A 15,225-nucleotide genomic window follows, 5' to 3' on the forward strand; every position below is an offset into this window, starting at 1 on the left:
CACACCGACAACCACCCATCAGAGACAGGAGGCACCATGCTCATCATCGGTGAACGAGGAACCGTGCGCGGCGACGTCGAGGCGGAAGCCAGCAGGCTGGAGGCACTGGCGGCGGACCTGCGGCGGCTCGCGGCGGCCGGGATGCCGTCGGCGGCGGAGCTGTCGGAGGCGCCGCTGCTGGAGGGATGGGCCGTGACCTCGCGCCCGGTCATGTGCCTTGTCGGCGCCGTCACCGGCCATCCGCTGCTGGACGGCCCCTACTGCCGGACCTCAGACCTTTGGGCCTTCGCGCCGACCGTGGGCTGGGCGCGAACGTTGAACCGCCTCTATCGCCTCGGCGCCCCGCGCGCGCCCATGCCGGTCGTGCCGCCGCCCGCCGACCGGACCTGCTCCCTGGGCCTGCGGTGACACCATGCCAAACCCCATCCCCAACACCTCCGCATCCGCCCCCTCACCAGCACTGGCGCCCGGCGGCATAGCGGGCGCCGCCGCCCTGACCGGCGACGCGCTGGACCTCGCTATCGAAGGGCTGGCCGAAGCCGTCGAGGAGGAGATCGGCCACGAGCCGTTCCACCTCGGTCCCGTTCCGCCGCAGGCGCGGAAGCCAACGCCCCCGCCCGTCCACCAGCCATCGCGCGTGCGCCTGGAAGACCCTGCCGAGGCCGCAGCCCACGCCATGCTCCGGCGCCTGCTCGAGGCCGATCCGACCCTGCACGGCAGGGCGCGGGAGCCGGGCGCGGTCCTCGTGGTCGAGGTGCCGGACGCCGAGTGGGTCGTCCCCGTCGCCGAGACCTGGCGCATGCTGATCCAGGGCACGGACGAGGTACCGTTCGACGGCGACGACGCCCAGGACCGGCCATACCGGCGGATCAGCAAGATTGAGCCGAGCTGGGCCGAGTTCCGCCGCGACGGCTCCGACCGCTGGCACCGCCCCGAGGACGGCAACGGCGCCGTCCGCACCATGGTCGCCAGCGGGCGCCCGGTCTACGGCTTCAGCCCGGCGCCCGCCCGCTGCCTGCCATCCGATCTGCTGCGGGCCGCCACGGCGACGGTGACCGTCGGCCCGCTGGATCCGGCCGCGCTGGCCGAGGCGGCGACCATGTTGACGGGCGCCGCGCCGGTCACCGCGTCCGTACCGCCGGAGGTGGCGCGGCTGGTCACCGTCGGTGACCTGTGGCTGGCCCGGCTGCCCCACCAGGATGCCGACGACTACCTCCGGCGGCTGGCGGAGCTGGCGTCGCAGCGGCTCTCCGTCCGCCCGCTGACGCTCGACGGCCTGCACGGGATGGACGAGGCCGCGCGGTGGGGCAAGGACGTCGCGCGGGATCTCACCGACTACGCCCGCGGCGCGTTGCCGTGGCGCGACGTGGACCGCGGCGCCGTGCTGGTCGGTCCCACCGGCACCGGCAAGACGACCTTCGCCAGGGCGCTGGCGGCGCAATGCGGGGTGCCGCTGGTGACCGGCTCGCTGGGCCAGTGGCAGGGCGCCAAGGACGGCCACCTCGGCACGACCCTCGGCGCCATGCGCGGGACCTTCGAGGCCGCGCGCAAGGCGGCGCCTTGCATCCTGCTCGTGGACGAGATCGACAGCTTCGGCAACCGCACCACCTTCCGCCACCACGACCGCGACTACTCGGTCCAGATGGTCAACGCCTTCCTCGAGGAACTGGACGGCGCCGCCGGGCGCGAGGGCGTGGTCGTGCTGGGCTGCTGCAACGACGCCAGCCGCATCGACCCGGCCATCCTGCGGCCGGGCCGCCTGGAGCGCCTGATTGGGGTGCCGCTGCCGGACCAGGCGGCACTGGCCGCCATCCTGCGCCACCACCTCGGCGGCGACCTGCCCGGCGCCGACCTGTCGCGTCTCGCGCTGCTGGGCCTCGGGTCCACCGGCGCCGAGGCCGAGCGCTGGGTGCGCGGCATGCGACGGCGGGCGCGGCACGACCGGCGCGAGCCGACCCTGGCCGACCTGGAGGCGGAGCTGCGCGGCAAGGGGTCGCGCCCGGCTCCGGAGGTGCTGCGCCGCGTGGCCATCCACGAGGCCGGGCACGCGGTGGTGGCGGCGCTTGGGCGGCCCGGTGCCCTGATCTCGGCCACCGTGCTGGCGCAGGGCGACCGCGCGGGCCGGGTGCTATGGACGGAGCCTGCGGATGGCCAGGCCACGGTCACCCGTGCGGCCCTGTCAACATTGCTGCGCGAGGCGCTGGCGGGCCGGGCGGCTGAGGAGGAGCTGCTCGGCGAGGCATCGGCCGGGAGCGGCGGCGGCGCCGAGAGCGACCTCGCCACGGCGACGCGCCTCGCGACGGCGGCGGTGACCGCGCTCGGCCTCGACAAGGGCGGTGGCGCCCTGGTCTGGCGCGGCTTGCCGGAGGCGGCCGGTGTCCCCGCGCTGCTGGCGGCGCGGCCCGACGTCGCGCGCCGGGTCGGCGAGATGCTGGACGCGGCCTACGCCGAGACGCGGTCGGTGGTCCGGCACCACGGCCTGGCCATCTGCCGTCTGGCGGACATGCTGGTCGCCAAGGAGACGGTGCCGGGCGCCGAGATCGAGGCCCTGGTCGCGGCGTCCGGGGCGGCCGCGAAGGATTGCCGACCGCCATGCGCCGGTCGCCGCCCCCGGAGGGTGCGGCCATGACCGGCCCCGACCCGGACGCCTCGCCAGAGCTGTCCATGAAAATGGCAGGGGGGCGCGAAACCAATCCAGGCGCCAGCCGTCTCTGCAGCCATGATCTCCACGAAGCGAATAGCCACGGACTGAGGATTTGCGGCACGGCACCCACGTCGCTGTGCCCGCCTGCAGCTTTCCTGGCCTCACCGCTGAGGACATCATGCACCACCACAAATCCTTTGCGCCGACGACGGCGCGGCGCACGCCGCCGCGTGGCGCGCGCGGTTTCCTTCCAGGCTTCCGGGCCAAGTTCCGGCTCCCCACCCTGATACGTCGTTCTCGCGCCGTCTGACGCCGCCCACCGGCGGCATCCCGAACGCTCAAACGATTGGAAGCCACGATGCGCCGATTCGCATTGGGGGCAGTGCCGACGCGCGGCAACTGGAACCCCAAATTCCCGGCCAAGCCCCCCAAGGGGAAGGCCAAAGGCAAGATTGTCAGCAAAGAAGCCGGGGGCGAGGAACCCGAGGAAGAAGAGCAGGACCAACCGAAGGCTCGGACACAGGTCCCGACTTACTACCCGCCAGCCAAGGGCAAGCGGCGTTACGAGCACCTGCGGAGTTATCACCATCGCGACGCCGCGTTCCTCTTGGACGCCCGGCACGAGGTGCTGGGCTGGACCTCCACAGCCGAGGCCATCGAAGTCCACTGGGAAGGCAAGGACTTCAAATTCGTCCCCGACTTCATCGTGCATGAGGAGACGCGCTCCTACGCGCTGACAATCCTGCACCCGCTGGCCAAGCCGGACACGCGCCGCAAGAAGCGCCTCGCCGCCATGCGCGCGGCCTGCGAGCGCCAGGGTCTTGGCTTCGTTCACTCGAACCGCGACGAGGTCACCGAGGACGTCGCGCTGCCCGGTGCCAAGGACCTATTCTATTACCGCTACTGGCAGTGGCCGGACTCCCTGCCCTTCTCGGTGTCGACCGTGGCCGAGCGTCACGCCCCTGCCACCCTTGGGGAGTTGCACCGGCTGCTGGATGGCCTCGCCACCTGGCATCAGCTGCTGTCCATGGTCGCGAACGGGTTCGTGGTTGCCGACATCTCGGCCGGGCTCGGACCGGACACCCCCGTGTTGGCCTGGCGGACTAAGGGGTGGCGCACATGAGCAACCGATACCTGCCCCGACTGGGCCAGATCGTCCGTTGGGACGGCCACCCGTGGATGGTGGAGCGCCTCGACAACGACGGCCTCGACCTGCGCAACCGGATGACCGGCGAGGTCCTGACCTGGGGCCTCGCCTCCTGGATCCTGCACTGGCAGAACGGCAGCCTGCGCCAGCCGACCGTCCCGGAGCCGCTGGACCGGCGGCGCCTCGTCCGCGGCACCTACATCCACCGCCAGGGCAGCGTCTGGCGCGTGAAGCTGTTCAAGAGCGGCCTGATCCACCTGGAGAACGTCAAGACCGACGAGACCGCCGTCGTCAACAACATCGCCTGGCAGGAGGAGTGCTGGCGCGGCGAGAGCTGGGTCGTCGATTCACCTGACGCGGACCTGCCGGAGCGCATCCGGGAAGTGCTCCGCGTCCCGCTCGACGGCTTGCCGAGCTCGATGAAAGCCAAGGTGCAGTGGAGCGCCGTTTTCGTGGAGGCGTACCGTGACCCGGAGCGCTTCTACCGCGAGAGGATGCCGGACCTCCCCGTCGCCGAGCGCATCGACCTCAGCGGCCGCGTCTCCAAGGCGACCCTCCTCGCCTTCCTGAAACAGGTCGCGAAGGCGACCGGGCAGAAAGCCCCGGGCGTCAGCACGTTCTACGGCTGGCTCAACACGTTGAAGCAGGCAGGCGGGGACATCCGCGCCCTCGCGCCCCGCTTCGACAGGCAGGGACCGCGGGGGCGCAAGATGCCCGCTATGGTCGAGCAGTGGCTGATCGAGACCATCACACTAGTCTGGCTCACGCGGCAGGAAAACCGCAAGTCGAAGGTCTGGAGCGCGCTCAACGACCGGGTGACGAACTGGAACACGGCGAACCCGGACAACCAGCTCTGGTGTCCGAGCGAAAGCCAGGTGGCCCGCTATATCCGCGAGGAAGTTGACCAGCACGTCGCCGTCCGCCGTCGCAAGGGCAAGAAGGAGTTCGACAAGGTCCGCACCATCGGCAACGGTGTGGTCACGACCTTCCCGCTGGAGCGTGTCGAGGTCGATCACTTCCGCCTGCGGCGGATCAGGGTGCTGGACGACCGGAGCGGCCTGGACATGGGCGGCGCCTGGGTCTCCATCGCCTACGACCACTTCACCCGCATGCCGCTCGCGCTGATCGTCCATTTCGCGGGCGAGACCCTCGGCATCGGGTTCAGCGTCCTGCGGATGACGATGACGCCCAAGGGCTTCCTCAAGAAGCTCGTACCGAACCTCGACTACGAGTTCCCGACCGGCGTTCCGATGTCGTTCTTCTTCGACCAGGCCGCGGCGACGAATAATGACCACGTGCGCAACGCGTCCCTGGTCCTGGACATGATCATGGACTACGCCGAGGGCGAGAACCCGCAGCTCAAGGCGTGCATCGAGCGCTTCATCCGGAACTTCCGCGAACAGGCGGAGCGGCCGCTTGCGGGACCCAACCCGCCCAGCCACCGCGAGGATAACGACCCCGAGAAGCCGGATGCCATCATCCGGTACTCCGACCTCGTGCGTCGCCTCTGGACCTGGGTCGCCATGGTCTACGCCAAGTCGTGGCACACCGGGATCGACGACGTGCCCCTTCGCCGCTGGCAGGAGCACACGGACAGGCACCCGCCCCGGGCACTCCGCAGCGAGCACGACCTGACTGTGCTGCTCACCCACCGGCACATGTGCCTGCCGCTGCGCGGAAGGGTCACCACCCAAGGTCTCACGTGGCACGGCGAGGCCATCCGGCAGATCGTCGCCAACCCGAACTACCGCAAAGGCACGAAAATCCAGGTCCTCTTCGACGAGCACGATGTGTCGCAAGCCTGGGTCGTCAACCCGTTCACGGGTGCGATCGCAAAGGTCGAACCCTTCAATCGTCGCCTGATGGTCGGTCTCACCCTCCACCAGCACGACATCACTCTCAAATTCAATAGGCGCCTGGAGCGGACCTACGACACCGACGAATTGCGGGCCCTCAAGGCCGCCCTGCTCGAGGACGCCACGCGGCTGCTGGCCAGCGGCAAATCGCTGTCCAAGCTCAAGCGGAATGCCCTGGTCCGCTTCCTGATGATGAACAGCAACCAGCCGTCCGGCGACGACACCGGCGACGTGCAGCCGCAACCGGACGCCAGTGAGCCGCAGGCGGCGCCCGAGAAGTCGGAGAACACAAGCGACGAGGGCCGCGCGGCACGTCCGCGGCGGCAGGCGAAGCGCATGCGCGGCGACGAAGGGCAATGAGCACCATGGACCAGAACGAAATCGACCGTCTCGTCAGGCTCTCGGGCAGGTTCCGCGAGCTCTACCTGCCGACTGACAAGTCGGACGAAATCCAGCGAGATATTCGTCGCCTCCACCACCGCGACCATGGGTCGTCTGGCGAGGCTGGCATCCTTCTCCTTGTCGGGGGGTCAGGCAGCGGTAAGTCAAAGCTCGTCCTGGACTACACCAGCCAGTTCCCCGACCAACCCCGAGCCATCGCTGGCCCGGATGGCGCATTCGCTGACCGCAAAGACGTGTTGTACTTCAAAGCGCCGAACGGAAGCGAGAAGGACGTCGCCGAGGTCTGGTTCGCCGCGCTGACCGGCCAGAGCATCGATCACGTCGTAGGTCGGGGCCGGAAGCGCCTCGTCATCCAGGAGGACATCGTTGCGGTGGGCCGGGACGTGGGGAACAGGCTCGTCGTCGCTGACGAGTTCAGCCAGTGCCTCGAAGGCAAGGACACCGCTGCCATCAAGCGCATCGCGAGTCTCTGCCGGTACATCGTGAACGCCAAGGGCGGACCGTCCCTCATCATCGCCGGTACGGCATCCGTCCTACTGCTCAGGGAGGCCGACGCGGAATTCCGAAGGCGGGCGAGCATCCGGCACGAACTCCTGCCGCTGGACTGGGACATCGCCGAAAGCCGCGAATTCCTGCAGGACGTGTTGATGGAATGGGATGAGTTCCTCCGGGACAACGTCTTCGGCGTGCTGTCCGGCCTCGCAGGAGCCAAGATGGCCTATCCGCTGTGCCGTGCCGCATCGGGATATCTTGGCGACATGGCGACCCTCATCGAGACCGCCGCTGCGGAGGCCGTCTACGACGTCGCGGCCGGGAAGGCGGACAGGCTGACCTACGCCCACCTGGTGAAAGCATACGGCAAGTCGGCAGTGTGGACGGCGGAGCGCCCCGCCTTCCCCGAGGCAGTCGGGCCTACCATCGACACGGGACCCGAAAAGACCCGCCTGCGCGGCCGTACCCGCCGCAGCGACCGCCACCATAACTTCCGGCCCTGAGCACATGGGCATACAGCCACTCTCGCTCGGCATGGGCATCGTGCCGGGCGAGAGCATCCCTGGTTTCATGATGCGCTTCGCGGGCCGCGCCCGCTTCCCCGGCGCCGACCGCCTCGCCATCCATGTCGGCCTGCGCCAGCCTGGCTCCGCCACCTCTGGGGATGACATACGCGGCCTCGCGACCCTGTCCGGCGCCGATCCCGCCGCTCTCGAAGCCGCCACCTACCGCCCCACAGGTCGCCTCGCCCACCACCGTTTCCTTGGCGGTGAGCTCCACCGCGAGTTCATCGACATCTCACGGCGGCGCGCCTGCCCAGCCTGTCTCGTCGCGGCGCCCATCCAGCGTGCCGCCTGGGACTGCGCCCTGGTGACCGCCTGCTCCCACCACGCCCTGCGCTTCGTGGACAGGTGCCACAGACCTCGCTGTCGGGGGCTGGGGTGGAATGTGGCCGACGTCACCCGCTGCGCCTGCGGAACCGACCTTCGGGCGCTCGCCGGAATGCCGGTCCCCTCCGACGAGGCAGAGGCAAGCGCCCGCGTGCTGGCGCTGGCCACGGGCGAGACGATCCCGTGGTTGCCCCATGCCCTGTTGGCCGTCGGACCGGCCGACCTCGTGCGCCTGGTCATGGTCACCGGCATGTTCCTGACCGCTTGGCGCAAGGAAAGACGCATCGAGACCCTCGTCGCGTCCGGGCCGGACGCCGTGGCCCGCGTCGTCGGCGCTGGCCTTGCCGCGGTCGAGGAATGGCCTGTTCCCCTTCACGGATTCCTTGCGGCGACGCGGGCCGTGGAGGCCGCCCGTGCCGGATGCTTCGGCGCCACCAAAACCATGGGCGCCTACTACGGCTGGCTGTCGATGCTGGAGGCCGGGCCGTTCCGCGACGCCCTGGCCGAGGCGACCCGCCAATTCCTTGCCGCCGACCCAGTGCTGGGCCGCCGGATGCACCGCTCGCTGCTGCTGGGCGTCCAGGGTGACGGCGTCGCCTTGAAGGAGGTCGCGCGCATGGTGGGCAGATCCTTGCCCACGACCAAGCGGCTCGCGGAGGCTGGCCTGCTGCCGACGCCTGACGGCACGGGGCGCGGCATCCCGGCGGTGATTGACCGAGCGAAGGTGGAAGGATTGGCGGCCGACCTGCGCGACGCGCTGACACTGGACGAAGCCTCCGCCGCCCTAGGGGTGTCCAGGGCACGGGTGCGGCGGCTGGCGCAGGCAGACGTTCTTGAGGCGGTTCACCGGGCAGCGGCCGATGGCTGGGGCCGCTGGGCGTTCCGGCGCGCCAGCATCGAGGGGCTGCCGGGAAGGATGGCGGAGGGCGCCCCGGCTGACACCGGCCTCGAGCCAGGACTCCTCGGCTTCGAGGAGGCGGCTGGTGCGTTGAAGCGGCGCGGCGTCGAGCTGCCCGAGTTCGTGGGCATGGTGCTCGCGGGGCACCTTCCGGTGGCCGCCTACGACCAGGCCGCCATAGGGTTCAAACGCCTGCGGTTCGACCGGGCCGACGTGCGCAGGGTGGCGTCCCCACTCGAGCGGGGTCCGTTCAGCGCCTACGCCACCGCCGCGTTGCTCGGCGTCAAGCGTGAGGTGGTGGCGCACCTCATCCGGCGCGGCCTGCTCCGGACCGAGGGCGGCGCCGTCACGGCCACCGAGCTCGACCGCTTCCGGACGGCGTACGTGTCCGGCGCGGAGCTGGCGCGCGAGCGCGGCACGTCGCCCCGGAAGCTGGCGGCAGACCTGCGGGCGGTGGGCGTGCTGCCGGTGACGGGACCGGGCGTGGACGGCGGGCGGCAGGCGTTCTTCAGGAGGCGTTGACTTGGTCGCCGGAAAGGCAGGCTCTGCCCGACAGGAATTGGGGCAGCTGCCCTTCCTGACTGCGCATCCTGGCTGTACCCTCCCGCAAACTGCGGGAACCTGCATCAGGTGCGTTACGCCAGACATCCGATCACTGGACAAAGACTGACCGTGGAGCAGTACCAAGGCAGCATCGGACGAAGGCCAGCGGGGCATCAGGGGGAATGGCACCGCCCCGTCGTGCGCTGTCCGTATTGCCCATCCGAGCTGTCACTGCGAGCCGACGCATCACCTACACGCGCGACACACTTCGCACACCCGCGAGGAGCAGTCTGCCCCACTATGGCTCCGGCAGGACGGCCATACCACGGGCTCACCCCGGCGGCCCCGAATACAGCCGCGGCGATCCATGTCTTAGGCGCCGTGGCTGCCGACTGGCGAAGGCACTACTCCGCAATTCGCACCTTGGTGGCGAACCTGACAGCGGACGAGTTCATCGAGTTGCTGGAAGCCGCCACCGAACGGCGTTCCTGGGCTTACGTCGGCATGCCCGTCTGGGCCGTGCCTTACATGCTCGTGCTGCAAAGGGATTTTCCCCCGCAGAGGTCAAAGGATCCGAAGCGACGCCAATTCCTACGTCGCCTGTACTTCCGATTCTGGTTCCACTACGAGCCGATGACCTTGGACACGCTTTGGATCCAACCTGCCGATACTGTTCTGATGCGAGCGACCTATGACCTTCCCGACGGAAAGCGAACGCCCAGCGAGGACGATATAACTGCAGACCCGCGCACCTTTGCGGTGTCGGACAGGTTGCTCGCTGAAGCGGATCCTGCTGCTAATCTGCCCTTGAGGCTTGTTGGGAAGATTGAGGCGGCACTCCAGCGTCTCCAGACGAGGCTGTAGATAGCAGCCCGCTGAGCGCTTCCAGCAGGCGCTCGTCATCTGGGCGGAGCGCAATGCCACCCGCCTGCGGACGCTGCTTCCGTACGCTTTCCCAGAATAGGCGCCACGACTTCGCGGTCCTGCCATCGACGTCGGCAATCCAGGCGGTGCATCCGGGCGCACCAAGCGGAACGTTGTAGCCATCGCTCACCCACGTGGAATGCTCGAGACGCAGCGAGGCATCCAGCAAGAGCATGTTGCGGGCGGCTGCCAAAACATCGTCGATGTGTGCCGGGAGCTGAACCGCCTCGCAACACTCTTCGAGCGGCAAAGCTTCAGTTGAGGAAACCTCGATCAACAGCACCCTCGGCATGTCCGTACCCTTTCGCCTGCGCGGCTTCAGGTTACGGCGTGTCGTGGCAATGGAGAGGTCGCGTGGACGGCGGGCGGCAGGCGTTCTTCAGGAGGAGGGCTGTGTACGATGCCTGAGTGGGTGCGTCTCAGGACACCTGTTCCAAGGTCCAGTCCGCCTTGGTCCCGCCTAGCGCCTCAGGCGTTCGGTCATTCATTTACTGCAAACCTTGCAATTAATGCAGATAACCTCCAGATTGGAGCCGAAATTGGAGGTAGCCATGGCGACCCAGGTTGAGATGCAGGCCAGTGCGGAGGAACTTGACCGCGTCAGGCGGGAGGTGAGGGCGCTGCGGTCGACCGTGGCGCGAGCGCGGGGGAACGCGAAGGTGGAGGTGAATTCCGGCACCCTGCGCGTCCTGCTCAAGGTCTTAGAGGGCATGACCTTCAAGGGTCCGGCGGGAGCCGGTGCAGTGGCGTCCAGGCTCCCGAAGGCGGAGCAGCAGGCACCCCTCCCCGATGAAATCAGCCCGCAGGAGGCTGCCGCTATCCTGCAGATGTCCCGCCCCTCCGTCATGAGGCTGATTGAGAAGGGATTGCTGCATCCGCGCAAGGTTCACAGCCGGAACAAGCTATCCCGCACCGAGGTGCTGGCTTACCAACGGGCCCACACTAAAACTCAGAGGGAAGCACTCGACAGCATCGCTCAACTGACGGATGAGTACGACTTCTGAACGAGGGTAGTCCGAAGCTAGATGGAAGTCGCCGTCTTAGATGCCTGCATCCTGTTCCAAGGCAAGCTGACCGATCTCCTGCTCTGCCTCGCCGAGGCAAAAGCTTTCGAGCCGGTTTGGTCCGACGAAATTCATCTCGAATGGAAGAGGAACTTGGCCCTGAGCATGAGCATCCCGGTGGACAAGATTGATTATCGGCACGCGGAGATGGAGAGGGCCTTTCCGGCCGCCAATGTACCAGGCGACGCTTCTCTGACGGCCACCATCCAGGCGATGTGCAAAACCGCCGCGCAGCGCAAGGATGCCCACGTCGTCGCCAGCGCGGTCAACGCAGAAGCGGGCAGCATCGTGACCCACAACATCAAAGACTTTCATGGAACCGTGCTCGCGCACTACCGCCTGGCGAAGCACAGGCCGGATCCATTCTGCGCCGGTCTACTCGCCAGTCAGCAGGCGGAGGCCCTCGCGGGCCTCCGGGCACACCGTGCCAGCCTCAAGAGGACACCCATGAATGCCACGGAGTATGTCAATTATCTTGCGGGGCCCAAGTTCGGGATGGCGAAACTCTCCACGGCACTCCGGGATCACCTCGGTTCCATCTGAGACAAGGCGCCTGGTGCACTACTGACTGGCTATGACGCCCAGCAACATCCCTGACGTCTCCATCAAATAGGTCTCCGTCGCCGCCAGGAGCTCCAGGTGCTCGCCCCCGGCCTCTGCACGCGACAGGCCCGGCTGCACGATGAAGACGGCGAACTCCCGCTCGGCGCTGCGGATCATGCTCTCTAGCTTTCGCAGGGCGACCAAGTTGCCCCGCTCGAACCGGCTCGGGGCCGCCCACGCCAGGCGCTTGCCCTCGCGTGACAGAAGGTGGCGGAACAGTGCCTCGGCGTCGTCCCGCCAGCGGACGCACTTCTGCGCCTGGCCGCAGACCACGTAGAGGTCGTCCAGCCTCGCGCCCGGCTTCGCCCCTTCGGAGTACTTGCAGTGGTAGAGGTGCACGACGATGCAGTCGGGCGTGGCCCTGATGGCGACCACGTCGGCGGCCTCGCCCGCGTCGTCGTCATCGAAGACGATGTCGAACGCCTCGTTCCCCGTCTGCGCGAGCAGGTGCCGGATCACCTTGTGCTGCACCGCGTCGGGGCGCTTCTGCGCCTTCTGCGACTCCTTGCGGATGGCGGTGCCCGTCCAATCCCAGGCGGCGATGCGCTCGCGGGGGTACGGGATGCGCCCCGTCATGCCTTGCGGGAAGAACAGCTCATTATCGAGCAGCACGGCGCCGTTCGCGAAATGGACCCAGGGGGGATTGTCTGCCAGCCAGTCGCCGAGCGGCGTACGCCTGCCGCCGATGTTGATGTAGGCCGGTGGGCCGCCTGCGGGGAAGTAGCGGACGCCGTTTGCCCCGAACCGGAATTCGAAATCGGCGGATCTGGAGTCGTCGCCCCCTGCCGGAGGCGTGCTTGAGGCGACACAACCCGGCCCGATATGCGCCGCAACGATTGCAGCGTAGCTCCCGAAGCCCTTCAGCCCCGTCCCCGGCTTCCCACCCTCGGACATGGGAGCGGTAGGGCCGATTAGTAGCCATTTAGGTCCATGGCGCGGGTGAAAGGGCTCCCCTTACTGCCTCTCTCCCTTATCATGGGAGGCGAATGGATGCAGCTGGAGGCACGAAGATGGCACCGCGACAGAGATGGGCGTCCGACGCAGCTCGCCTTCTCAATGCCTACGAGGGCGCTGTGCAGAGCGGTAGCTTCTGGCTCATCGCCGAAGGTCTGGCAGATCCGAGCCGCGCGGAGATTCTGAAAAGAATCCGGGCGCCAAAGGCGAAGGAGCGGCTTGAGAACATCATCGCCGCGTTGGAAGCGGCAAAGGCTTCTGGGCAGCTCCTGCCGAAGGATCAGCCAACACCGCATCCGTTCTGGACCATGGACAATCTTCGCGGCGCCCTGAGTTGGTACGAGACGCCCGAAGGCCTCAGGCAGTTGGCGCACAGTGCGCTCGCCCGTGACACTCAGAGGCGACTGATGGCCTTCACGGAGCGGCTGCGATCAGATGGTGGCGATCATCGACCGAAGGGACGGTGCTCCGGCTCGGATGATGTCTCGGATAATTGCCGCTCGATGGCCGCATCGACTTCCTTGTCCGTGGCGTAGTATCCAATCCGCTGCGGAGCGCCCCCAGGAATGTACAGGAACAATACAAAGGCCGAGGGAACAGGAGGCTCAAGGCGATAAACGAGGAATGGCCACCGCGAGCTGTTGAGCAAGGTCTGCTTCTGAACGCTGCTCAGTTTTGCGTTACGGGTGTCATCGCCAGTGCCCTGCGATTTCATCGCCTGCAGATCTTTAAGAATAGCTTCCCTGACCTGGCGCCGAAGTTTCGAACGCTCCATTGCATTGAGGTGACCGGAGGCAGCACCGGATCCAGATCCGGATCCGCTTTCGGCCTCTCCGCCAGAACCACCGTTGCCAGACTTGCCCGTCGCCGAACCGTCCTCATCCGCCGCTTGCTTTGTGCCACGCGCTCGCGGATCTTCGTTACTCGCCAACTCAGTTCCCCTTCGATGGAGAGGCGAAGCATTATCAAGGGAAGGCATACCTGTCGACGTGACCAGGCTGCGACTGCTTAGGCTGACTTCCGCTTGCGGCCCTCGTGATCGTCAATGAAACCAGGGCAGAACCAGACGGCGGCGTCCCAGCTCAAACCCTGCAGGATCCGCCCACGACACCCTCGCGGCTTCCGCCGCCGCTCCCGGTGCCTGCCACTCGGAGGCACCCTTGCTAACCTTGGTCCAAACTGCGCCGAGCTCCGCGGACTGCGCCGCCGGGTCGGCAGGCAGGCGCCCGGGCCTGCAGACCAGAGCTTGCTCGAATCCTTCGTCACCCCTGGGCTTCCGGTCCAGCAGCAGGGTGGACCCGCCCCCCTCGATGTCGAGGGTGAAGCCGTCTGGCGCACCCCGGGCGTTCAGGCGGCGGGCAGCAACCGTGGCGGTCCGGGCCAGGTGCAGCAGCTGGCGGATGGGGTTCCCGGCGACCTGCTCGTCCAGGGCGTACTGGTGGGGCAACGTCAGCCTGTCGCCAATCTTCAGCTCAGCCATCGATGACCCCGCGCGCGACCGCGCCCGGGATGGGCCGCCAGCAGCCGAAATGACGCCAAAACCTATCCTTGTTTCCTAATCGGAATTGCGTCGCCTAAGGCTTGCGTCGGGCTACGTTGGGCGACGTCGAGCGTGTGGCGGTAGGATTAGGGGACTGTTCGCCCTCGCCTGCCGATCGACTGTAGGCGTGCTGTCCTTGTAGTGTGCGGCGCCATGCCGCTACCGCCACAGCCGCGCCTCCCGCCAGGCTACCTGTCGCCAGAGGGTGCGCCACGTCCACACAGCCTTGGCCTGACACCGTCCGCGGACGAAAGCCTCCAAAGCTACATCTTCCGTCTCGCCAATCGGCGGCGGACAGAGACGCCGAAAGCCCTGGGTGAGCGATTGGGCTTCAAGGGACTCGCGTCACGTGCGTCTCTCAACTCTGTCGAGAGGCTTGCCTTGGAGGCGTCGGTTCCCTTTGAATCCTTGCTGCCGCTCTGGCGCGGCGACCCGCACTCCCCCTTTGTCCTGTTCTGGAACCACGAGCTTCCCGGCAGCGCTTTGGACTTCGGGTTGCAAGAGGGGCGCAAGGTGTGCCCCGAGTGTCTGGCTGAACGCGGACGGCACCTAGCCGTCTGGGACCTGTCCTTTATCTCAGCATGCCCGGTCCACCGCAAAGCCCTCGTGGACAAGTGTCATGCGTGCGAGAACCCGATCAAGTGGAAAGGCAACGGTTTAGCATGGTGTGGCTGCCGAAAGGGCGGCGACCTGACGAAAGCCCCGGCGGCGCCGGTCACGCCTGAGCAGGCGAACGCCACGGCCTGCGTCCAGGGATTGTTGGGCGATCCTCAGTTCACCGAGGAGGGGACCGGCGTCCTGGCCCTGCCGCCGTTCCGTAACATGGCGCACGCCCAAGTTATCGAGTTCCTGGTCCGCCTTGGGCTCGACGCGGCCGCGACGCGCCCGCGGCGGTATTTCTTCGGCTTCGAGAACATGGGCGACGTCGAGGTGCCGCCGCATGAGGCGCTGGCCCGCTCTTTGGCAGCGGTCCGGAACTGGCCCGCGGGATTTCACGCCGAACTCGACAACATGCGGAGGCTCCATCTCACGGACGTCACCACGGCGACGCAAAAGGTGACCAAGGGCATCGTGCGCTGGGCGACGCCGCTGCCCAACGGTGGCGGGTGGGCGATCAAGCAGGCAGTGAAGGACTACAGGCGCGCGGCGCGAGAGTTGGACGCGCGGAGCCCTTGAGCCTTAGCTTGGATAAGGCACTCAGACACCGAGACTCAGGTTGCTCGCGGCACGCCATCGCGGCCTCCGGCGAGGCGGGGTAACTCCCGTAT

The 15,225-nt window shown here is 67.6% G+C and carries 13 protein-coding genes; 11 read left to right on the plus strand and 2 right to left on the minus strand.

The window, feature by feature from the left end; translation table 11 throughout:
• Positions 1 to 36 precede the first annotated feature (36 nt).
• The 9 genes from D9598_RS19260 to D9598_RS19300 all read left to right on the plus strand — a co-directional run bounded on the left by D9598_RS19260 (position 37) and on the right by D9598_RS19300 (position 11,403).
• Positions 37 to 408 carry a DUF6634 family protein gene (locus D9598_RS19260; RefSeq protein WP_099097337.1) on the plus strand — a complete coding sequence of 124 codons (372 nt, stop codon included), beginning with the start codon at positions 37 to 39 and terminating at the stop codon, positions 406 to 408.
• A 268-nt stretch (positions 409 to 676) separates the two neighbouring features.
• Positions 677 to 2,629: an AAA family ATPase gene (locus D9598_RS19265; protein ID WP_198368133.1), complete on the plus strand. Its 1,953-nt coding sequence runs from the start codon at positions 677 to 679 to the stop codon at positions 2,627 to 2,629.
• A 373-nt stretch (positions 2,630 to 3,002) separates the two neighbouring features.
• Positions 3,003 to 3,767 carry a hypothetical protein gene (locus D9598_RS19270; protein WP_141563269.1) on the plus strand — a complete coding sequence of 255 codons (765 nt, stop codon included), beginning with the start codon at positions 3,003 to 3,005 and terminating at the stop codon, positions 3,765 to 3,767.
• Positions 3,755 to 6,007 (plus strand): hypothetical protein, encoded by a 2,253-nt coding sequence (locus D9598_RS19275; RefSeq protein ID WP_176559965.1) that lies wholly within the window; start codon positions 3,755 to 3,757, stop codon positions 6,005 to 6,007. Before D9598_RS19270 ends, D9598_RS19275 begins: the two co-directional genes overlap by 13 nt.
• A 5-nt stretch (positions 6,008 to 6,012) precedes the next feature.
• The gene (locus D9598_RS19280) at positions 6,013 to 7,044 is read left to right on the plus strand and encodes a TniB family NTP-binding protein (protein WP_176559964.1); all 1,032 of its coding nucleotides are present in this window, start codon (positions 6,013 to 6,015) and stop codon (positions 7,042 to 7,044) included.
• Between the two features lie 31 nt (positions 7,045 to 7,075).
• Positions 7,076 to 8,851: a TniQ family protein gene (locus tag D9598_RS19285; RefSeq protein ID WP_176559963.1), complete on the plus strand. Its 1,776-nt coding sequence runs from the start codon at positions 7,076 to 7,078 to the stop codon at positions 8,849 to 8,851.
• A gap of 402 nt (positions 8,852 to 9,253) precedes the next feature.
• The gene (locus tag D9598_RS21250; RefSeq protein ID WP_232477451.1) at positions 9,254 to 9,736 is read left to right on the plus strand and encodes a hypothetical protein; all 483 of its coding nucleotides are present in this window, start codon (positions 9,254 to 9,256) and stop codon (positions 9,734 to 9,736) included.
• 611 nt (positions 9,737 to 10,347) lie between these two features.
• A complete protein-coding gene (locus D9598_RS19295; protein ID WP_181378189.1) occupies positions 10,348 to 10,800 on the plus strand; it encodes a helix-turn-helix domain-containing protein in 453 nt (150 codons plus the stop codon).
• Between the two features lie 21 nt (positions 10,801 to 10,821).
• Positions 10,822 to 11,403 (plus strand): PIN domain-containing protein, encoded by a 582-nt coding sequence (locus D9598_RS19300; protein ID WP_109517847.1) that lies wholly within the window; start codon positions 10,822 to 10,824, stop codon positions 11,401 to 11,403.
• 18 nt (positions 11,404 to 11,421) lie between these two features.
• Here D9598_RS19300 and D9598_RS19305 read toward each other — a convergent pair whose 3' ends face one another.
• Positions 11,422 to 12,357, minus strand: coding sequence for a hypothetical protein (locus tag D9598_RS19305; RefSeq protein WP_109517846.1), 936 nt, complete (start codon positions 12,355 to 12,357; stop codon positions 11,422 to 11,424).
• 116 nt (positions 12,358 to 12,473) lie between these two features.
• Here D9598_RS19305 and D9598_RS19310 point away from each other — a divergent pair, with 116 nt between their 5' ends.
• The gene (locus D9598_RS19310) at positions 12,474 to 12,953 is read left to right on the plus strand and encodes a hypothetical protein (protein WP_198368135.1); all 480 of its coding nucleotides are present in this window, start codon (positions 12,474 to 12,476) and stop codon (positions 12,951 to 12,953) included.
• A gap of 506 nt (positions 12,954 to 13,459) precedes the next feature.
• Here D9598_RS19310 and D9598_RS19315 read toward each other — a convergent pair.
• Entirely contained in the window at positions 13,460 to 13,897 is a 438-nt protein-coding gene (locus tag D9598_RS19315) for a hypothetical protein (protein WP_099097328.1), read from the minus strand.
• Between the two features lie 213 nt (positions 13,898 to 14,110).
• Here D9598_RS19315 and D9598_RS19320 point away from each other — a divergent pair, with 213 nt between their 5' ends.
• Positions 14,111 to 15,133: a TniQ family protein gene (locus tag D9598_RS19320; RefSeq protein ID WP_198368136.1), complete on the plus strand. Its 1,023-nt coding sequence runs from the start codon at positions 14,111 to 14,113 to the stop codon at positions 15,131 to 15,133.
• Positions 15,134 to 15,225 lie beyond the last annotated feature (92 nt).

Source organism: Roseomonas sp. KE0001 (genome assembly GCF_016107285.1).
GTDB lineage: Bacteria > Pseudomonadota > Alphaproteobacteria > Acetobacterales > Acetobacteraceae > Pseudoroseomonas.